Source organism: Pseudomonas sp. PDM22 (assembly GCF_014851965.1).
In the GTDB taxonomy this organism is placed as follows: Bacteria; Pseudomonadota; Gammaproteobacteria; order Pseudomonadales; family Pseudomonadaceae; genus Pseudomonas.
Map to the genome: position 1 here is coordinate 29,170 of NZ_JACVAR010000004.1, position 19,756 is coordinate 48,925.

Here is a 19,756-nt window from a genome sequence, read left to right on the forward strand (position 1 = left end):
ACGTCGCAGTGCACCGATTCGTCGGCCGGACATAGACTTACAGGGCCTCGTTGTTGGCCTCGTCTTCGAAGGCAGCGAACAGCGGTTCTTCTTCAACCACGTCCTCCAGCAGAACGATTTCGTTGTCGATCAGGCCGGAAGCGATTTCGCGCAGGGCGACGACGGTGGGCTTGTCGTTTTCCCACGGTACCTTCGGCTCTTTGCCGCCGGTGGCCAGCTGACGCGAACGCTTGGTGGCGAGCATGACCAGCTCGAAACGGTTATCGACGTTGTCCAGGCAGTCTTCAACGGTGACGCGGGCCATGGTGTTCCTCGTACTGAAATGTAGGCCCGGAAAATGCCGGGCGGACTGGATAGTCTAAAAAATCGCCAATCTTTATGGAAGTGCCTTCTCTCGGCGACTTCAGGCCAACAGGCGTTGCAGCAGCTCGGTGTGACGCTGCTGCTGGGCATCCTGACGGAGCTGGCGGGCGCGGAAGATCGCCTTGAGGTCTTCCAGCGCGTGGGCGAAATCGTCGTTGATCACCAGGTGATCGTATTCCACATAGTGGCTCATTTCGCTGACGGCTTCCTGCATGCGCCGCTCGATCACCTCGTCGCTGTCCTGGCCGCGGTTGGTCAGGCGCTGGCGCAGGGCTTCCTGGGTCGGCGGCAGGATGAAGATCGACTGCGCCTGGGGCATCAGCCGGCGTACCTGCTGCGCGCCCTGCCAGTCGATCTCCAGGATCAGGTCGTTGCCTTCGGCGAGGGTCTTCTCGACCCAGCGCTGAGAGGTGCCGTAGAGGTTGTCGAAGACCTGCGCGTGCTCGAGGAATTCGTTGCGCTCGAGCATGGCGCGGAAGGTGTCGTGGCCGACGAAGTGGTAGTTCACCCCGTCCACTTCGCCCGGGCGCATGCCGCGGGTGGTGTGGGAGACGGAGACGCGCACGCTGGGCATGGCGTCGAGCAGGGCCTTGACCAGGCTGGTCTTGCCGGCGCCGGACGGGGCGGAAACGATGTAGAGGGTGCCGGACATGGCGCTTTCCTGGAGTTGCGGTTGACTGTGGTTGAAGCCGGATGCGTCCGGCTTACTCGATATTCTGGACCTGTTCGCGCATCTGCTCGATCAGGACCTTGAGGTTGACCGCGGCCTGGGTGGAGCGCGGGTCGAATGCCTTCGAGCCCAGCGTGTTGGCCTCGCGGTTGAGTTCCTGCATCAGGAAGTCCAGGCGCCGGCCGGCGGCGCCGCCCGCCTTGAGCACGCGGCGTACTTCGGTGACGTGGGTGGTGAGGCGATCCAGCTCCTCGGCAACGTCGCTCTTCTGCGCCAGCAGGACCATTTCCTGTTCCAGGCGCTGCGGGTCGAGCTCGGCTTTCATCTCGGTGAAGCGGTCGAGCACCTTCTGGCGCTGGTTGGCGAGCATTTCCGGGACCAGCTGGCGCAGGTTGGCCACGTCTTCCTGCATGGCTGTCAGGCGCTCGTCGATAATCTTCGAAAGCTCGGCACCTTCGCGGGCGCGGCCGGCCTTGAGTTCATCCAGGGCCTGGGTGAAAGCGGCCAGCGCGCTGGCGTTGAGCGCCTGCGGATCGGCGGCATCGCCCACCAGCACGCCGGGCCAGGCCAGCACGGCCAGCGGATCGAGCGGGGCGGGGTTCTTGATCAGGTCGGCGACGGTCTCGGCGGCGGCGACCAGTTGCGCGGCGCGCTCGCGGTCGACCTGCAGCGCCTTGCCGGCGTTTTCCTCGTTGAAGCGCAGGGTGCATTCCACCTTGCCGCGCGACAGGCCCTGGCGCAGCGCCTCGCGCACCGCGCCTTCGAGGTCGCGGAAGGCTTCGGGCAGGCGCAGGTTGGGCTCGAGGTAGCGGTGGTTGACCGAGCGCAGCTCCCAGCTCAGGGTTCCATGGGTGCTGGCGCGCTCGACGCGGGCGAAGGCGGTCATGCTGTGGACCATGGAGTCACCTCTCTGAATGGGCTGGGAAAACGGCCGACAGGTCGTCGGAAACCGGTAATTGTACCCCAGCGTAGCGCGCCGCAGCACGCCGGCGGTGGTTGCGCCCGTCCGCTGGCCTCTATAATGGCGGACATTCCCCCGCCAGTAATCTGTACAGGATGCCTCCATGAACCGTCCCAGTGGCCGCGCCGCCGACCAACTGCGCCCGATCCGTATCACCCGCCATTACACCAAGCACGCCGAGGGCTCCGTGCTGGTCGAGTTCGGCGACACCAAGGTGATCTGCACCGTCAGCGCCGAATCCGGTGTGCCGCGCTTCCTCAAGGGCCAGGGCCAGGGCTGGCTGACCGCCGAATACGGCATGCTGCCGCGTTCCACCGGCGAGCGTAACCAGCGTGAGGCCGCGCGCGGCAAGCAGGGTGGTCGCACCCTGGAAATCCAGCGCCTGATCGGCCGCTCCCTGCGTGCCGCGCTGGACCTGTCCAAGCTCGGCGAGAACACCCTGTACATCGACTGCGATGTGATCCAGGCCGACGGCGGCACCCGCACCGCTTCGATCACCGGCGCCACCGTGGCGCTGATCGACGCCCTGGCCGTGCTGAAGAAGCGTGGCGCACTCAAGGGCAACCCGCTCAAGCAGATGGTCGCCGCGGTTTCCGTGGGCATGTACCAGGGCGAGCCGGTGCTGGACCTGGACTACCTGGAAGACTCCGCCGCCGAGACCGACCTGAACGTGGTCATGACCGATGCCGGTGGCTTCATCGAAGTCCAGGGCACCGCCGAGGGCGCCCCCTTCCAGCCGGCCGAGCTCAATGCCATGCTGGAACTGGCGCAGCAGGGCCTGCGCGAGCTGTTCGAACTGCAGCGCGCCGCGCTGGCAGACTGACCCGGCGGGCGGCCAGCCCGCCCGATCTTCAAGTGCAAGGAGCGAAAGGATGAGCGACGAAGTACCGGTACAGCAGGTTCAGCCGAGCCAGGAAGCCCGTCAGTGGGCGATGTTCTGCCACTTTGCCGCCTTCCTTGGCTTCATTTTCCCCTTCGGCAACCTGCTCGGGCCGCTGATCGTCTGGCAGATCAAGCGTGAATCGGACCCGTTCGTGGACCGTCAGGGCAAGGAAGCGCTGAACTTCCAGATCACCGTGAGCCTCGCGGTGGTGGTCAGCTGCCTGCTGATGCTGGTGGTGATCGGCTTCTTCCTGCTGGGCCTGGTGAGCATCGGCGCACTGGTGCTGACCATCATTGCCGGGATCAAGGCCAATGAAGGGCTGGATTACCGCTATCCCTTCACCTGGCGTCCGCTCAAGTAAGCGCGCTCCAGACGCGAAAAAGCCGGCGCGAAGCCGGCTTTTTTCTGTCCGCCTCGCGGCGGTGCGACAGGACTCAGATGCTCAGGGTCCAGTCGTAATCGACGATCAGCGGCGCATGCTGGGAGAAGCGCGGCTGGCGCGGCAGCTTCGCGCTGCGCACGAAGCGGCGCAGACCCGGCGTGAGGATCTGATAGTCGAAGCGCCAGCCCAGGTTGAGCAGATCGGCCTGTTCGCTGTCCGGCCACCAGCTGTACTGGTCGCCTTCGCGATTGACCTCGCGCAGGGCGTCGACGTAGCCCATGGTGCCGAAGATCTCATCCATCCAGCCACGCTCCGGCGCCATGAAGCCCGGCGATTGCTGGCATTCGCGCCAGTTCTTCACGTCCAGCTTCTGGTGCGCGACGTACAGCGAGCCGCAATAGATGTATTCGCGGCGCTTGCGGCGCTGCTTGTTCATGTACTGGGCGAAATCGTCCATGAACTTGAACTTGTGGTTCAGGTTCTCATCCCCTTCCTGCCCGGTAGGCAGCAGGAGAGTGGCGATACTCACCTTATCGAAATCGGCTTGCAGGTAGCGCCCGTAACGATCGGCCATCTCGAAACCCAGGCCGCTTATGACAGCCTTGGGTTGCAGACGACTATAGATTGCGACGCCGCCCTGACTGGGCACTTCGGCATCGCAGGCGTACAGGAAGTAGCCATCCAGTTGGTAGGACGGGTCATCCAGATCGAAAGCGGAGGCGCGGGTATCCTGCAAGCAGATCACGTCGGCATTCTGGGCTTGCAGCCAACTGAGCAAACCACGCTCGGCTGCAGCCTGAATACCATTCACGTTCACACTGATGATCCGCATAAATGGCCCCCAAAATCACGTGTGTGTATGATACCCGAGCTCAAACGGTTTAGCTAAATTCATACCGGCCGGTTCTTACCCATGCAGCCATATCAGCGCGATTTCATCCGCTTCGCCATCGAGCGCGGCGTTCTTCGTTTCGGCGAATTCACCCTTAAGTCCGGGCGCACCAGTCCGTACTTCTTCAATGCGGGCCTGTTCAACTCAGGCGTTGCGCTGTCCCAGCTGGGTCGTTTCTACGCCAGCGCGGTGGTCGACAGCGGCATACCTTTCGACGTGTTGTTCGGCCCGGCCTATAAAGGAATTCCGCTGGCGGCCGCTACAGCCATTGCGCTGGCGGAACAGCACGGCCTCGACCTGCCCTGGTGCTTCAACCGCAAGGAAGCCAAGGACCACGGCGAAGGTGGCACGCTGGTCGGCGCACCGCTGGCCGGTCGCGCGCTGATCATCGATGACGTGATCACCGCCGGCACCGCGATCCGCGAAGTCATGCAGATCATCGACGCGCAGGGGGCCCAGGCCGCCGGCGTACTGATCGCGCTGAACCGCCAGGAGCGCGGCAAGGGTGAGCTGTCAGCGATCCAGGAAGTTGAACGGGACTTCTCGATCCCGGTCGTAAGCATTGTCTCGCTGGAGCAGGTGCTGGAGTATCTGGCCGGTGACGGGCAGCTCAAGCAGCATCTCGCGGCCGTCGAGGCCTATCGGGCGCAGTACGGTATCTAACCGGAACAAGGGTGTCGGGCATGGCCAAGCAGGGTGCTTACCGCTACAGGGTGTTGATGGGGCTTCTGGGGGCCATGCTCGCAGGCCAGGCGGCAGCTGCCGGCCAACCGACCAGCCAGGTCGAGCTGTACCGCTACGTCAATGACAAGGGCATCACCGTCATCGACCGCCTGGGCGTCCCGCCGGAGTACATCGGCAAGGGCTACCAGGTGCTTAACGACCAGGGCCGGGTGATCCGTGAGGTGCCGCCGGCACCGACCGCCGCCGAGATCGAGCAGCGCAAGGCGGACGCCGCGCGTGCCAGTTCCGACCAGCAACTGATGCGCATGTACACCAGCGTGGAGGACGTCGACCGTGCCCGCGACCGCAAGCTGGCTGAGCTCGACGGGCTGGCCAGCGTGGCCAAGGGCAACCTGCAGTCACTGAAAACGCAGCAGGCCAACCTGCAGGCCCGCGCTGCCGATCAGGAACGCGCCGGGCGCCCAGTGCCGGATGACCTGGTCGCGCAACTGAGTAACCTGCGCAGCGATGAGCAACGCCTGCAGCAGGACATCGCCCGCTATCAGCAGCTGCGCACCCAGGCGCAGAGCAGCTTCGCCTCCGACCGGGCGCGATTCGCCCAGATTTCCGGCGGTAACTGAGGCAGACGCTCGCCGCGCTTACTGTTGCGGCGAGACGCGCTCGAATTCGTTGATCTTCCCGCGCAGCCAGTCCGGCAAGGGCTGGCTTGTCCGGTCTTCGCCGGCATAGGCGTAGATCAGCTCCCCCAGCGTCAGCAGGGTTTCATCACACCAGATCGACACCTGGAAGGTCAGGCTGCTGCGGCCCAGCCGACTGACGCGCACGCCCATTTCCAGCCAGTCGTCGAAGCGCGCGGGCGCCAGGTATTCCAGGGTGGTCTTCACCGCGAACAGATCGCCGCCGCCGCGCAGCAGGTCAGCCGGGTAGCTTACGCCCAGGTGGCGGTAGTACTCGGTGGTGGCGACATCGGCATAGGTCAGGTAGTTGCCGTTGAAGACGATTCCCTGCGGGTCCACCTCCGACCAGCGCACGCGCAGGTCGTGGAAGAAGCTGAAGTCGTTGCGGGATACGGGGGATGCGGTCATTCCAGACTCCAGACGGAAAGACACCCGCGTGGATCGCTCCAGGCGGGTGTCATTTTCGATCAGCGCTGCTTGCGATTGGTGATCAGGGTGCCGACACCGCTGTCGGTGAAGATCTCCAGCAGCACGGCGTTGGGCACGCGGCCATCGATGATGTGCGCGCTGGTCACGCCGCCCTGCACCGCTTCGAGGGCGCAGCGGATCTTCGGCAGCATGCCGCCGTAGATGGTGCCGTCGGCGATCAGCTCGTTGACCTGCTCGGTGGTCAGGCCGGTGAGGACCTGGCCCTGCTTGTCCATCAGGCCGGCGATGTTGGTGAGCAGCATCAGCTTCTCGGCCTTCAGCGCCTCGGCCACCTTGCCGGCCACGAGGTCGGCGTTGATGTTGTAGGACTCGCCGTTGGCGCCCACCCCGATCGGTGCGATGACCGGGATGAAGTCACCCTGCACCAGCATGTTCAGCAGGTCGACGTTGACCCCGGTGACTTCGCCCACGTGACCGATGTCGATGATTTCCGGCTTGGTCATCTCCGGCGTCTGGCGGGTGACGGTGAGCTTCTTCGCGCGGATCAGCTCGGCGTCCTTCCCGGTCAGGCCGATGGCGCTGCCGCCATGACGGTTGATCAGGTTGACGATGTCCTTGTTGACCTGGCCGCCGAGGACCATCTCCACCACGTCCATGGTCTGCGCGTCGGTGACGCGCATGCCATCGATGAAGTGGCTCTCGATCGACAGACGGCTGAGCAGGTCGCCGATCTGCGGACCACCACCATGGACCACCACCGGGTTGATGCCGACGGCCTTCATCAGCACCACGTCGCGGGCGAAGCTGTTCTTCAGCTCGTCCGTTTCCATGGCGTTGCCGCCGTACTTGATCACCAGCGTCTTGCCGACGAAACGGCGGATGTAGGGCAGGGCTTCGGCAAGGACGCGGGCAACCTGGGCGGCGTCATCGCGGCTCTGGGTCATGGTGGGCTCCGGCATAGAGGTCAAAAGGGCAGGCTGAGGGCGGGATCGACCGCTTTCAGCTGGGTGCGGAACACTTCCTTGATGCGTTCCAGTTCTTCCTGGGAATCCGCCTCGAAGCGCAGGACCAGCACCGGAGTGGTGTTGGACGCGCGAACCAGGCCCCAGCCTTTGGGGTAATCCACACGCACGCCGTCGAGGGTGGTGAGGTTGGCTTCACCCCACTGGCCACGGGCCTGCAGCGCCTCGATCAGGGCGAACTTGCCCTCGTCGGTGACGGTGATGTTGATTTCCGGGGTGGAGATGTCCATCGGGAACGCGGAGAACACGCGTTCGGCATCGCGCTTGTCCAGGCTGATGATTTCCAGCAGGCGCGCGGCGCTGTAGATGCCGTCGTCGAAGCCGTACCAGCGTTCCTTGAAGAAGATGTGGCCGCTCATCTCGCCGGCGAGCAGGGCGCCGGTTTCCTTCATCTTCTTCTTGATCAGCGAGTGGCCGGTCTTCCACATCACCGGGCGACCGCCGTAGCCGCTGATCAGCGAGATCAGGCGACGGGTGCATTTGACGTCGAAGATGATGTCGGCGCCCGGGTTGCGCGATACCACGTCCTTGGCGAACAGCATCAGCAGGCGGTCGGGGTAGATGATGGTGCCTTCGTTGGTCACCACGCCCACGCGGTCGCCGTCGCCGTCGAAGGCCAGGCCCAGGTCGGCGCCGGTCTCTTTCACCTTGGCGATCAGGTCTTCCAGGTTCTCGGGCTTGCCCGGGTCCGGGTGGTGGTTGGGGAAGGTGCCGTCGACATCGCAATACAGCGGAATCACGGTGCAGCCCAGGGCTTCGATCAACTGCGGGGCGATTACGCCGGCCACGCCGTTGCCACAGTCCACCACCACTTTCAGCGGCTTGGCCAGGGCGATGTCGTCGCGGATCTGCTGGAAGTAACGCGGCAGGATGTCGACCTGCTGCACGCTGCCCACGCCGGAGGCGAGGTCGCCATTCTGGATGCGTTCGCGCAGGGCCTGGATCTGCTCGTTGGCCAGGGTCTCGCCGGCGACGACGATCTTGAAGCCGTTGTAGTCCGGCGGGTTGTGGCTGCCAGTGAGCATCACGCCCGACTTGCCTTCCAGGACGTTGGCCGCGTAGTACAGGACCGGAGTCGGCACCATGCCGACGTCGGTGACCTGGCAGCCGCAGTCGAGCAGACCCTGGATGAGGTGCTGGACCAGTTCGGGGCCGGACAGGCGGCCGTCACGGCCCACGGAGACGCACGGCTCGCCGCGCGCAAGGCTTTCGGAACCGATCGCACGGCCGACCCAGTAGGCGGTCTCGGTGGTCAGGGTGTCGCCGACCACGCCACGGATGTCGTAGGCGCGGAAGATGCTGGCGGGCAGCTGCGGGGCTTTAGGCGTGCTCATAGCGGGTGTTTGCTCCAATCCCAGGAGATCCTGGTCTTCATCAAGAATGTCGATGTCCAGAATGTCGGTGTTCTGGAACAGCGGATCGACCAATGGCGTTTCAGTGGCAGCGGCCGGGGCGCTGGCAGCGGCGACAGCCGGAACCGGCTGGGCGGCGGCTGCAGGCGCGGCGGGAGCGCTGGCACTGGGTGTTTCGGTCTTGCGACGCGGCTGGCGGGCCAGCGCCTGAGCCAGCGCCTGCAGGCTCGGCAGGCTCAGCTCAGGAGCTTTGGCAGTGCGTTGGCCGGCGAGTTCCTGAATGAACTGCCCCAGGCCCTGGGCATCTTTGCTGACCCGGCGCTGCATCGCACTTTGCGCAAGATAGAGGCCGAGCAGGCCGCCCACCAGCGCGAGCAGCGCAGCGATGCCCAGCAGGGTCGGAGAGTACAGCGGATTGGTGAGGGTCGGGCCGGGGGTGAAGCTCAGCTTCCAGTTCGGGTTGCCGCTGGCGATGCTGAGCGGCGCAACTTCACTGGCTTGGCCGCGCTGCAGCAGTACCTGCGCCGGCGAGTTGCCGAACTGCTGGGAAAGCTGCAACTGGCCGATATCGGCGGACATCGGCGGCAGGCTGCCGAGCAGGCGCTGCAGGTCGACGACCAGCAGCAGCGAACCCTGGATCGAGTTGTCCGCACCGCGCAGCGCGGTGGGGCTGTAGACCAGCCAGCGGGTGCCGACCTTGTAGGCTTCCGGTGCCACGGCCTGGCCGCTCTCGACGCGGTGCAGCATGTCCAGCGCGGCATAGTTGAGCGGGCCGGGGCGGGAGGTGTCCTGCACGGCCTGCCCGCTGGCGTTCAGGTGGACATCCACCAGTCCATCAAGATGCCCCTGGGTGAGTGCCTTTTCCAGCGCGGCGATGCGCGCCGGGTCATTGCTCTGCAGGGTCGGCAGCAACTGCGAGTCGCTCGCCATGGCGCGGCTGTCCGCGGCCAGCAGGCTGAGTGACTGGCGCAGCGCGCCGGCCTGGCTTTCCGACCAGGCGCTGCTGACCTGCGCGACGTGGGCCTTGTCCGCCTGGCCGAACAGGCTGAACCAGAGCAACGCGCCGGCCGCCGCTACACCGCCGACGGTAAGGGCCAGGGAGGGCAGCAGCGGTTTGAGGTCGACCTTGGCCGCCGGCCCCTTGACTGGCTTCTCCGCCGGCACGAGTTCCGGCAGTTCGGCGCTGTCCTTGGCAGTGCGTTGGAAAAGTTTCATGCAACGTCTCCTCGGCGATTCATCCTGAAAGGGAAAGGGGTCAATGGCTGCCGGAGTGACCGAAGCCGCCGGCGCCGCGCTGGCTCTCGTCGAAGGACTCGACCAGCTCGAAGTGCGCCTGCACCACCGGCACCAGCACCAGCTGGGCGATGCGTTCGCCAATGGCGATCTTGAAAGCCGTCTGGCCGCGGTTCCAGCAGGAGACCATCAGCTCGCCCTGGTAATCCGAGTCGATCAGGCCGACCAGGTTGCCCAGCACGATGCCGTGCTTGTGGCCCAGGCCCGAGCGCGGAAGGATCAGCGCAGCCAGGCCCGGATCGGCGACGTAAATGGACAGGCCGGTGGGGATCAGTACGGTCTGGCCCGGTTCGAGGACGCAGTCCTCCTTGAGCATGGCGCGCAGGTCGAGGCCGGCGGAACCGGGAGTTGCGTACTGCGGCAGCGGGAAGTCGCTGCCCAGGCGGGGATCGAGGATCTTGGCTTGCAGGGAATGCATTGAGTTCTCAGTGTTGATTGATGCGTTCGGCGATGAAGGCGATCAGCTGGCGGGCGATCTTGCCCTTGCTGGTCTGGGCGAACGCAGTCTTGTGCAATTCGCGGTCGATGACCGTGATGGCGTTCTCTTCACTATTGAAGCCGATGGACGGATTTGCGACGTCATTGGCGACGATCAGGTCGAGATTCTTGTCCTTGAGCTTGCGCGAGGCGTACTCGAGCAGGTTCTCGGTCTCCGCGGCGAAACCGACGCTGAAGGGCCGGTCCTCGCGCAGCGAGAGGGTGGCGAGAATGTCGGGATTGCGCACCAGCTGCAAGAGCAGGCCGTCACCGGTGGTGGGGTCTTTCTTGAGTTTCTGCGTGGCGACCAGTTCCGGGCGGTAGTCGGCCACGGCGGCGGAGGCGATCAGGATGTCCGCCGGCATCGCGGCTTCGCAGGCGGCGAGCATGTCGCGGGCGCTGACCACGTCGACGCGGCTCACGCGGTCCGGGGTCGGCAGGTGCACCGGGCCGGTCACCAGGGTCACGCGGGCGCCGGCTTCGGCGGCCGCTTCGGCCAGGGCGAAGCCCATCTTCCCGGAGCTGTGGTTGGTGATGTAACGCACCGGGTCGATGTTTTCCTGGGTCGGCCCTGCGGTGATCAGGATGTGCTGGCCGGTCAGGGCCTTGAACTCGAAGCAGTCGGCGGCCAGTTGCGCCAGCTCTTCGGCCTCGAGCATGCGTCCCGGACCGACGTCGCCGCAGGCCTGGCTGCCGGCGGCGGGGCCGAAGAAGTGCAGGCCGCGCGAGCGCAGCAGCTCGGCATTCACCTGGGTGGCCGGGTCGCGCCACATGGCCTGGTTCATCGCCGGCGCCAGTGCGACCTGCGCGTCGGTGGCGAGCACCAGGGTGGTCAGCAGGTCGTTGGCCACGCCCTGGGCCAGACGCGCCATGAGGTCGGCGGTGGCGGGGGCGATCAGCACCAGATCGGCCCAGCGGGCCAGCTCGATATGCCCCATGGCTGCTTCGGCGGCGGGGTCGAGCAGGTCCAGGTGCACCGGGTGCCCGGACAGGGCCTGGAGGGTGAGCGGGGTGATGAACTCGCGGCCGCCCTGGGTCATCACGACACGCACCTCGGCGCCCTGGTCGCGCAACCGGCGGACCAGTTCGGCGCTCTTGTAGGCGGCGATACCGCCACCGACGCCCAGAACGATGCGTTTACGATAGAGCCGCTGCATAGGCCAGCCTTAAATACGGAAATGGATGACGCGCGCTGAAGCCGATGACGCCTCCCCAGGCCTCCGGCTGCGCGCAGCGAGGGGGCTAAGATAGCACAGCGCCTGCGCCGGAACAGCGGGCGGACCAGACCTGGGAGGTTGCGTGAGAATTCTCGATTGGCCTGTGTCGGAGCGGCCCCGTGAACGCTTGCTGGAACAGGGGGCGGCGAGCCTCAGCGATGCCGAATTGCTGGCCATCTTCCTGCGCACCGGTGTCACCGGTTGCAGTGCCGTGGACCTCGCGCGCCGGCTGCTGGTCGAGTTCGGCAGCCTGCGCGCGCTGCTGGAAGCCGATCTCGAGGCGTTCTGCAGCCATCGCGGGCTGGGGCCGGCCAAGTTCACCCAGCTCCAGGCGGTGCTGGAGATGAGCCGCCGGCACCTGGCCGAGGACATGGATCGTGGCCCCGCCCTGGAAAGCCCGCAGGCGGTGCGCGACTTCCTCAAGGCACGCCTGCGCCACGAACCCCACGAGGTGTTCGCCTGCCTGTTCATGGACAACCGCCACCGCATGCTGGACTTCGAGGTGCTGTTCCGCGGCTCCATCGACAGCGCCAGCGTCTACCCCCGGCAGATCGTCAAGCGCGCCCTGGCGCACAACGCTGCCGCGCTGATCCTGGCGCACAACCACCCCTCCGGGATCGCCGAACCGAGCCAGTCCGACGACCTGCTGACCCGTCGCATCGTCCAGGCGCTGGCGCTGATCGATGTGCGGGTGCTCGATCACTTCATCGTCGGTGACGGCGAGCCGCAATCCATGGCCGAGCTGGGGATGCTCTAGCTCCGCTGCGCTACAGCTGCACCTTCGAATAGTCCTGGCGACCGAAGGGGTTCACTACGTAGCCCTTCACGTTCTGGCGGGTCAGCGCCGAGGCAGTCGGGTGCGCCAGCGGCAGCCACAGCGCCTGGTCGTGGATGATCTGCTGCGCCTGGTGATACAGCTCGCTGCGCTTGGCCTGGTCGGCCACCGCCTTGCCCTGGCTGATCAGGCCGTCGAGCTTCTCGTCGCAGTAGCGCGCGAAATTCAGCCCGGATTTCACGCTGGCGCAGGAGAATTGCGGGGTGAGGAAGTTGTCCGGGTCGCCGTTGTCGCCGGCCCAGCCCATGAACAGCAGGTCATGCTCGCCGGCCTTGGCGCGGCGGATCAGCTCGCCCCATTCGATCACGCGGATTTCGGCCTGGATGCCGATCTGCGCCAGGTCCGCCTGCAGCAGCTGTGCGCCGACGCTGGGGTTGGGATTGAGCAGGCTGCCGGAGGGGCGGGTCCAGATGGTGGTCTTGAAGCCTTCCTTGTGCCCGGCCTCGGCCAGCAGCGCGCGGGCCTTGTCCAGGTCGCGCGGGTAGCCGGGGATGTCCTTGGCATAGCTCCAGGTGTTGGGCGGGTAGACGCCGTCGGCGGCGGTGGCGCTGCCGGCGAACACGCTCTTCAGGTAGCTGCCCTTGTCGAAAGCGAGGTTGATCGCCTGGCGCACCTTGGGATTGTCCAGCGGCGGGTGCTGGCTGTTGATGCCGACGAAGGCGGTCATGAAGGCCGGGGTCTGTTCGACCTTGAGTTCGGCGCTCTTCTGCGCCGCCTCGACGTCCAGCGGCTTGGGCGACAGGGCGATCTGGCATTCGCCGCGCTTGAGCTTCTGCAGGCGCACGCTGGCGTCCGGGGTGATGGCGAACACCAGGTTATCCACAGCCGGCTTGCCGCCGAAGTACTCGGCGTTGGCGACATAGCGCACCACGGCGTCTTTCTGGAAGCGCTTGAAGACGAAGGGACCGGTGCCGATCGGCTGGGCGTTGAGCTTCTCCGGGGTACCGGCCTTCATCAGATGGTCGGCGTACTCGGCGGAGTAGATGGAGGCGAAGCCCATGCTGAGCATCGCCAGGAAGGTGGCGTCCGGGTGGTTGAGGCTGAAACGCACGTGGTGCTCATCGACCTTCTCCACGGCCTTGACCAGGCTTGGCAGCTGCATCGACTGGGCGTGGGGGAAGCCGCTCTGCGCGACCTTGTGCCAGGGTTGGGCCGGGTCGAGCATGCGCTGGAAGCTGAACACCACGTCGTCGGCGCCCAGTGCGCGGCTCGGCTTGAAGTAGTCGGTGTGGTGGAAGGCCACGCCGTCGCGCAGCTGGAAGTCGTAGGTCAGGCCATCGTCGGAGACTTTCCAGCTTTCGGCCAGGCTCGGCACCACTTCGCCGCGGGCGGCGTCGAAGTCCACCAGGCGGTTCATCAGCACGTCGGCCGAGGCGTTGGTGGTGGTCAGCGAGTTGTACTGGACCACGTCGAAGCCTTCGGGGCTGGCTTCGGTGCACACGCTCAGCGAGGCGGCGCTGGCGAGGGCAGGGGAAAGAAGGAGGGCAAGAAGGGCAAGACGCATGACGAACTCCGTGTGAGCTGGCAAGATGCCCATCCGCGAGGCTGGGCGGGGTCATGCAAGGCTGTTGGCAGCCTCGAAGGAGCTACCCTAGACCAAGCCGCCGCCCGTCACAACGATGACAGGCGACGAACGGCACCAGTGCCGCGGCCCGCGGGGGCTGGCATCGGCTTTTTCGAGTCATGCTTTCCCTTGCAGCTGGAAGTGTCTTTCTGATATAAAGCTGCGCTCTTTTCTGGGGCCCTGCTCTGATCCTGCGACTCGATCGCGGCGAAGCGGCAGTTAAGACCCCGGTGAAACTGAGAATCCTATTGAGTTAAGCAGCCAACCCATGCCGGGTTTGGCATGTGGTTTACAGAGGGCTGAGCCATGTCGAGAGTTTGCCAAGTGACCGGTAAGGGTCCGGTTACCGGGAACAACATTTCCCACGCACACAACAAAACCCGCCGCCGTTTCCTGCCGAACCTGCAGCACCACCGTTTCTGGGTTGAATCCGAGAAGCGCTTCGTGCGTCTGCGCGTTTCCGCCAAAGGCATGCGTATCATCGACAAGCGTGGCATCGAGGCCGTTCTGAACGACCTGCGCGCCCGCGGCGAAAAATTCTAAGGAGCTGCAGTCATGCGCGAACTGATCCGTTTGGTGTCCAGCGCCGGTACCGGCCACTTCTACACCACCGACAAGAACAAGCGTACCAAGCCTGAGAAAATCGAGATCAAGAAGTACGATCCGGTTGTTCGCAAGCACGTGATCTACAAGGAAGCCAAGATCAAGTAATTGATCTTCGCCCTTGTGAAGAAACCCGCCCCTCGTGGCGGGTTTTTTCTTGCCTGCGATTTTCCCTGGCGAAGATTGCGGGCGAAAAAAAGCCCGCCGATCGGCGGGCTTTTTCGTGTTCGGCGGGTCAGGCCTTCTGTTCGAAGATCACGTAGACCTTGCGGCAGGGCTCCAGCACTTCCCAGGTGCCGCTGAAGCCGGCCGGAATGACGAAGCGGTCGCCGACGCGCACGGTCTTGGCGCCGCCATTGGCGTCGCGGATCACCGACACGCCCTGGAGAATCTCGCAGTACTCGTGCTCGGTGTAGCTGACATTCCAGTGGCCCGGCTCGCCTTCCCAGATGCCCACGTTGAACTGGCCACACTCGCTGGCGTAGTGGTTGCGCACGTTCTGCGCCGGGTCGCCCTTGATGATGCGGTCCGGGGCGGGGCGGTAGTGTTCGGGGGCGGTGGTGGCCTGGGCGAAATCGACGATCTGCTCGACGTTCATGGCGGTCTCGGTTCTTTAGAGTTGTTGGCGAGAGTGCGTGCGGGCACGCGCAGCGCTGTTGGATATTTACTCCGAAGCGGCTGTCGGAAAACCATCAGCCGACGAATCAGGGCAGTCTATGTTTAATAAAACGAACGTGACAAGGCCATTTGGCCGCTTAGTGTAAAAAATATTGAAAATTGGCGGCCTCCGGTTTAGGGTTGCCAACAGCATGCGTTTGCTCCGCCTTGCGGAATTTTTGACAGCGCGCCCGCCGGGCGCCTGCACCTGATAAGTACATTAATAAGAGGACACGTTGTCATGGGTACCCTCACTCGCGCCGATTGGGAAGCTCGCGCCAAGGACCTGAAGATCGAAGGCCGCGCCTTCGTCAACGGTGAATATGTCGACGCCGCATCCGGCGCCACCTTCGATTGCATCAGCCCCGTGGATGGCCGCTTCCTGGCCAAGGTCGCCAGCTGCGACCTGGCCGATGCCGAAAGTGCCGTGCAGGTCGCCCGTGCCGCCTTCGATTCCGGCTCCTGGTCGCGCCTGGCCCCGGCCAAGCGCAAGAAGGTCATGATCCGCTTCTCCGAGCTGCTGCTGGAGAACGCCGAGGAACTGGCCCTGCTGGAAACCCTCGACATGGGCAAGCCGATCAGCGACTCGCTGAGCATCGACGTGTCCAGCGCCGCCAACAGCCTGCGCTGGAGCGGTGAAGCGATCGACAAGATCTACGACGAAGTGGCCGCCACCGCCCACAACGAACTGGGCCTGGTTACCCGCGAGCCGGTCGGCGTTGTCGCTGCCATCGTGCCGTGGAACTTCCCGCTGCTGATGACCTGCTGGAAACTCGGCCCGGCGCTGTCCACCGGTAACTCGGTGATCCTCAAGCCTTCCGAGAAGTCCCCGCTGACCGGCATCCGTATCGCCCAGCTGGCCATCGAGGCCGGCATCCCGAAAGGCGTATTCAACGTCCTGCCGGGCTTCGGCCACACCGTCGGCAAGGCCCTGGCCCTGCACATGGACGTCGACACCCTGGTGTTCACCGGTTCGACCAAGATCGCCAAGCAGCTGATGGTCTACGCCGGCGAATCCAACATGAAGCGCGTCTGGCTGGAAGCCGGGGGCAAGAGCCCGAACATCGTCTTCGCCGATGCTCCGGACCTGAAAGCCGCTGCTGAAGCTGCCGCCAGCGCCATCGCCTTCAACCAGGGCGAAGTCTGCACCGCCGGCTCGCGCCTGCTGGTGGAGAAGTCGATCAAGGCCGAGTTCGTGCCGATGGTCGTCGAAGCCATCAAGGCCTGGAAGCCGGGCAACCCGCTGGACCCGGAAACCAACGTCGGTGCGCTGGTCGACACCACCCAGATGAACAACGTGCTGAGCTACATCCAGGCTGGCCACGACGACGGCGCCAAGCTGGTGGCCGGCGGCAAGCGCACTCTGGAAGAGACTGGCGGCACCTATGTCGAGCCGACCATCTTCGACGGCGTGACCAACGCCATGCGCATCGCCCGTGAAGAGATCTTCGGCCCGGTGCTGTCGGTGATCGAGTTCACCGATGCCGAAGAAGCCGTACGTATCGCCAACGACACCCCGTACGGCCTGGCAGCCGCGGTGTGGACCAGCGATCTGTCCAAGGCTCACCTGACCGCCAAGGCACTGCGTGCCGGCAGCGTGTGGGTGAACCAGTACGACGGCGGCGACATGTCCGCTCCGTTCGGTGGCTTCAAGCAGTCCGGCAACGGCCGCGACAAGTCGCTGCACGCGTTCGACAAGTACACCGAGCTAAAAGCCACCTGGATCAAACTCTAAGGTCGGTTCGGAGGGGCTGCGCGTCGGCCATGCTGCGTTGAGAACGAATTTTGGCTGCTCATTTACGGACGTTGTTCATACGAGCGTAGGTGGCGCACCAAAATTCGTTCTCGCCTTGCCTGGCTCTAGCTCGCGCCCTCCGTGGCGAACTTAGCGATTCAGGCTGGTACAGGTCGGCCCCGAGTCAGGGGCCGGCTCTGACAAAGAGCCACACCCGCGGCCGGGTTTCCCTCAGGGAAGCCCGGCCGCTGTGCATTGCGCATCGGGCACCCCTCGCGCCTGGCGTGCGCTCCGGATGGAACGGGAGAAAGACAATGCGTTGGGGACCGTATTTTGCTGTGTGTGCTGCCGTCATCAGCATCGGTCTGGCCCTGGGCCTGACCATGCCGCTGGTCTCGTTGCGCCTGGAAGGCTGGGGCTATGGCAACTTCGCCATCGGCGTCATGGCGTCCACCCCGGCCGTGGGCGTGCTGCTGGGCGCGATGATTGCCGGGCGCCTCGCTGCGCGGGTCGGCACGCCACGGCTGATGCGCCTGTGCCTGCTTTCCGGAGCCTTCTCGGTCGGCCTGCTGGCGCTGTTGCAGAGCTACCCGATCTGGTTGTTCCTGCGCCTGCTGATCGGCGTGCAACTGACTGTCGTGTTCATCCTCGGAGAAAGCTGGATCAACCAGCTGGCCATCGAGAAATGGCGCGGCCGCCTGGTCGCTCTGTATGGCACCGGCTATGCACTGAGCCAGCTGTCCGGCCCGGTGCTGCTGACGTTCATAGGCACCGCCGACAACCTCGGCTTCTGGTTCAGCGTCTGCCTGCTGGTGGGCGGCTCCCTGCTGCTGCTCGGCCGTGCCGGCGCGCCCAGGGTCGACCCGCACAGCGCCAACGGGCGCGGGCTGTTCGCCTTCTGCGGCCAGCTCCCGGCGATCGCCTGGGCGGTGGTGCTGTTCGCCGGCTTCGAGGCGATGATCCTCACCCTGCTGCCGGTCTACGGCATCCAGCAGGGCTTCACCCAGGCGGTAGCGCTGGCGATGGTCAGCACGGTGGTGGTCGGCGATGCGCTGCTGCAGCTGCCCATCGGCTGGCTGGCCGATCGCATCTCGCGGCAGACGCTGTTCAAGGGCTGCGGCATCGTACTGTGCGCGAGCAGCCTGGCCATGCCGCCACTGCTCCACCACATCGCCATCTGGCCGGTGCTGGTGCTGTTCGGCGCCAGTGCGGGCGGGCTGTTCACCCTATCGTTGATCCTTATTGGCGAGCGCTATCGCGACGATGCGCTGGTGCGCGCCAACTCACACATCGCCCAGCTCTGGGGCATCGGTTGCCTGATCGGGCCGCTGGCCACCGGAGCGGCCAGCCAGTGGATCAGCGGCCACGCGCTGCCGCTGGTGATGGCGCTGGGGGCGGTCGGCTTCGTGATCCTGGTGAGCCTGCGCGGATTGCCGCCGGTGATGCGTTCGACCGACGCGGAGCTGCAGCAGGAGCGCTCCTAGAGCATCTTCTCCAGCCCGATGGCGCCGGCGATCCATGCGTTGAGCCGACGCCAGGCGTTGCCCGGTTCGCGGTCCAGCGCCACCAGCTTGCCGCCGCGCTCCTCGATCCAGACCAGCTTTGGCGGGTCACTGTTGGGGGCAACCTTCACCTGGTAGCTGACGCTCGGCGACATGCTCGCCAGCGCCAGGCGGCGTACCTGGTCGGCCAGTTCCGGGCTGTCGACGATGATGCCGACCTCGGTGTTCCACAGCACCGAGCGCGGGTCGAAGTTCAGCGAGCCGACGAACACCTTCCGCTGGTCGAACACCGCTGCCTTGCTGTGCAGGCTGGCGCTGCTAGACCCGCGCACCATCCAAGGTGCGCCGGACAGGCGCTGGTCCGGATCGGCGCGCAGCTCGTAGAGCTTCACCCCGTGCTCCAGCAGCTCCAATCGATAGGGCGCATAGCCGGCGTGCACGGCCGGCACATCAGTCGCCTCCAGTGAGTTGGTCAGCAGGCGCACGCTGACGCCGCTGTCGGCGCGCTGGGTCAGGTAGTCGACACCGGCGCTGGTCGGTACGAAGTAGGCCGAGACCAGGATCAGCTCCTTCGACACTCCGTCGAACAGCGGCTGCAGCTGGGTGCTGAGCAGGTACTCGCCCTTCGGATCGCCGTGGTCGAGGACTTTCAGCGGGGTGTCCCAGACTGCCTTGCCCGGCGCCCAGACCAGTTCGTCCAGCCAGTTCTGCAGGTGCGGGCGGTCGCTGTTGCGGTTGAGCCGGGCGATGTAGCTGGAACTCTTCACCCGCTCCTTCGCCAGGTAGTGGTCCAGCTTGCGGCGCATGCGGTTGAGCTCGTCGAGGTCCGGGTCACCCCACAGGTAGTCCTCGATGGGCCGGCTGATGCGGCTGTTCCAGTACTGGTCGAAGCTCTGCCCCAGCGACTGCGCCACCGGGCCGACGCCCATCAGGTCGAGGTCGCTGAAGTTCATCTCGGCCTTGGCGTCGAAGTACTCGTCGCCCAGGTTGCGGCCGCCGACGATGGCCACGCTGTTGTCCGCCAGCAGCAGCTTGTTGTGCATCCGCCGGTGCTGTTCGGAGAGGTTGAACAGCCGCCCGAGGTTGCGCGTGACGCCGGTGCTGCGGCCCAGGTGCAGCGGGTTGAACAGGCGCACCTGGATGTTCGGGTGGGCGGCGAGCGTGCCCAGCTCGTAGTCCCAGCCGTCGCTGCTGGTGTCGTCGATCAGGATGCGCACGCGCACGCCGCGGTCCGCCGCGTGCAGCAGCTCGCGGATCAGCGCGCGGGTGGTGAGGCCGTCGTGGACGATGTAGTACTGCACGTCGAGGCTGCGCTGCGCCTTGCGGATCAGCTCGGCGCGGGCGAGGAAGGCGTCGACGCTGGAGGCCAGCAGGTGGAAGCCGGATTGCCCGGGATGGGCGGCGGCCTGTTCGCTGATCTGGTTGTCCAGCCGGGTGCCCTGCACCGGCAGCACGTGCGAAGGCTCGGGCGGCGGCGCGCTGGCGCAGCCACCCAGGGCCAGCAGGATCAGCAGGAACAGGCGTGGAAGCAAGGATGAGTCTCCGACAAGCCCGCCGG

The 19,756-nt window shown here is 65.3% G+C and carries 21 protein-coding genes; 9 read left to right on the plus strand and 12 right to left on the minus strand.

Annotated features, from left to right (window positions below; genetic code table 11):
- Positions 1-37 precede the first annotated feature (37 nt).
- From rpoZ to IB255_RS15140, 3 genes are all read right to left on the minus strand, one after another.
- Positions 38-304, minus strand: a complete 267-nt coding sequence (gene rpoZ / locus IB255_RS15130) for a DNA-directed RNA polymerase subunit omega (protein ID WP_045217709.1) — start codon at positions 302-304, stop codon at positions 38-40.
- Positions 305-403: 99 nt separating this feature from the next.
- On the minus strand, positions 404-1,015 hold the full coding sequence (gene gmk, locus IB255_RS15135; RefSeq protein ID WP_045217706.1) for a guanylate kinase: 612 nt from the start codon (positions 1,013-1,015) through the stop codon (positions 404-406).
- Positions 1,016-1,067: 52 nt separating this feature from the next.
- Positions 1,068-1,931, minus strand: a complete 864-nt coding sequence (locus IB255_RS15140; protein WP_081515151.1) for a YicC/YloC family endoribonuclease — start codon at positions 1,929-1,931, stop codon at positions 1,068-1,070.
- Between the two features lie 166 nt (positions 1,932-2,097).
- Between IB255_RS15140 and rph the strand changes: the two genes are divergently transcribed.
- Positions 2,098-2,817: a ribonuclease PH gene (gene rph, locus IB255_RS15145; RefSeq protein ID WP_015479557.1), complete on the plus strand. Its 720-nt coding sequence runs from the start codon at positions 2,098-2,100 to the stop codon at positions 2,815-2,817.
- Between the two features lie 49 nt (positions 2,818-2,866).
- Positions 2,867-3,238 (plus strand): DUF4870 domain-containing protein, encoded by a 372-nt coding sequence (locus IB255_RS15150; protein ID WP_045217702.1) that lies wholly within the window; start codon positions 2,867-2,869, stop codon positions 3,236-3,238.
- Between the two features lie 73 nt (positions 3,239-3,311).
- Here IB255_RS15150 and IB255_RS15155 read toward each other — a convergent pair whose 3' ends face one another.
- Positions 3,312-4,091 carry an exodeoxyribonuclease III gene (locus IB255_RS15155; RefSeq protein WP_045217700.1) on the minus strand — a complete coding sequence of 260 codons (780 nt, stop codon included), beginning with the start codon at positions 4,089-4,091 and terminating at the stop codon, positions 3,312-3,314.
- Positions 4,092-4,172: 81 nt separating this feature from the next.
- Here IB255_RS15155 and pyrE point away from each other — a divergent pair, with 81 nt between their 5' ends.
- On the plus strand, positions 4,173-4,814 hold the full coding sequence (gene pyrE, locus IB255_RS15160) for an orotate phosphoribosyltransferase (protein ID WP_081515152.1): 642 nt from the start codon (positions 4,173-4,175) through the stop codon (positions 4,812-4,814).
- A gap of 20 nt (positions 4,815-4,834) precedes the next feature.
- The gene (locus IB255_RS15165) at positions 4,835-5,455 is read left to right on the plus strand and encodes a DUF4124 domain-containing protein (RefSeq protein WP_081515153.1); all 621 of its coding nucleotides are present in this window, start codon (positions 4,835-4,837) and stop codon (positions 5,453-5,455) included.
- Positions 5,456-5,473: 18 nt separating this feature from the next.
- On the opposite strand, the gene IB255_RS15170 is transcribed toward IB255_RS15165, so the two are convergent.
- Genes IB255_RS15170 through coaBC form a run of 5 tightly spaced genes read right to left on the minus strand, consistent with a single transcriptional unit; the run spans position 5,474 to position 11,242 of the window.
- Positions 5,474-5,920, minus strand: coding sequence for an acyl-CoA thioesterase (locus IB255_RS15170; RefSeq protein ID WP_081515154.1), 447 nt, complete (start codon positions 5,918-5,920; stop codon positions 5,474-5,476).
- A gap of 59 nt (positions 5,921-5,979) precedes the next feature.
- Positions 5,980-6,885, minus strand: coding sequence for an acetylglutamate kinase (argB, locus tag IB255_RS15175; RefSeq protein ID WP_024762065.1), 906 nt, complete (start codon positions 6,883-6,885; stop codon positions 5,980-5,982).
- 20 nt (positions 6,886-6,905) lie between these two features.
- A complete protein-coding gene (locus IB255_RS15180) occupies positions 6,906-9,530 on the minus strand; it encodes a phosphomannomutase/phosphoglucomutase (protein WP_081515155.1) in 2,625 nt (874 codons plus the stop codon).
- A 40-nt stretch (positions 9,531-9,570) separates the two neighbouring features.
- Positions 9,571-10,026, minus strand: a complete 456-nt coding sequence (gene dut / locus IB255_RS15185) for a dUTP diphosphatase (RefSeq protein WP_081515156.1) — start codon at positions 10,024-10,026, stop codon at positions 9,571-9,573.
- Between the two features lie 7 nt (positions 10,027-10,033).
- Positions 10,034-11,242, minus strand: a complete 1,209-nt coding sequence (gene coaBC / locus IB255_RS15190; RefSeq protein WP_045217692.1) for a bifunctional phosphopantothenoylcysteine decarboxylase/phosphopantothenate--cysteine ligase CoaBC — start codon at positions 11,240-11,242, stop codon at positions 10,034-10,036.
- Positions 11,243-11,384: 142 nt separating this feature from the next.
- On the opposite strand from coaBC, the gene radC reads away from it, so the two are divergent.
- On the plus strand, positions 11,385-12,059 hold the full coding sequence (radC, locus tag IB255_RS15195) for a RadC family protein (RefSeq protein WP_081515157.1): 675 nt from the start codon (positions 11,385-11,387) through the stop codon (positions 12,057-12,059).
- A 10-nt stretch (positions 12,060-12,069) separates the two neighbouring features.
- On the opposite strand, the gene IB255_RS15200 is transcribed toward radC, so the two are convergent.
- Positions 12,070-13,641 carry an ABC transporter substrate-binding protein gene (locus IB255_RS15200; RefSeq protein WP_081515158.1) on the minus strand — a complete coding sequence of 524 codons (1,572 nt, stop codon included), beginning with the start codon at positions 13,639-13,641 and terminating at the stop codon, positions 12,070-12,072.
- 366 nt (positions 13,642-14,007) lie between these two features.
- Between IB255_RS15200 and rpmB the strand changes: the two genes are divergently transcribed.
- Positions 14,008-14,244, plus strand: a complete 237-nt coding sequence (gene rpmB / locus IB255_RS15205; RefSeq protein ID WP_009614118.1) for a 50S ribosomal protein L28 — start codon at positions 14,008-14,010, stop codon at positions 14,242-14,244.
- Between the two features lie 12 nt (positions 14,245-14,256).
- Positions 14,257-14,412, plus strand: a complete 156-nt coding sequence (gene rpmG / locus IB255_RS15210) for a 50S ribosomal protein L33 (protein WP_017520721.1) — start codon at positions 14,257-14,259, stop codon at positions 14,410-14,412.
- 127 nt (positions 14,413-14,539) lie between these two features.
- On the opposite strand, the gene IB255_RS15215 is transcribed toward rpmG, so the two are convergent.
- Complete coding sequence (locus tag IB255_RS15215) at positions 14,540-14,902, minus strand: cupin domain-containing protein (protein WP_081515159.1); 363 nt, start codon at positions 14,900-14,902, stop codon at positions 14,540-14,542.
- 300 nt (positions 14,903-15,202) lie between these two features.
- Between IB255_RS15215 and IB255_RS15220 the strand changes: the two genes are divergently transcribed.
- Positions 15,203-16,696, plus strand: a complete 1,494-nt coding sequence (locus IB255_RS15220; protein WP_192210538.1) for an aldehyde dehydrogenase — start codon at positions 15,203-15,205, stop codon at positions 16,694-16,696.
- Positions 16,697-17,010: 314 nt separating this feature from the next.
- Positions 17,011-18,180 (plus strand): MFS transporter, encoded by a 1,170-nt coding sequence (locus IB255_RS15225; protein ID WP_081515160.1) that lies wholly within the window; start codon positions 17,011-17,013, stop codon positions 18,178-18,180.
- Here IB255_RS15225 and IB255_RS15230 read toward each other — a convergent pair.
- A complete protein-coding gene (locus tag IB255_RS15230) occupies positions 18,177-19,730 on the minus strand; it encodes a phospholipase D family protein (RefSeq protein ID WP_081515161.1) in 1,554 nt (517 codons plus the stop codon). The two genes, IB255_RS15225 and IB255_RS15230, sit on opposite strands and share 4 nt — an antisense overlap.
- Between the last annotated feature and the right edge of the window lie 26 nt (positions 19,731-19,756).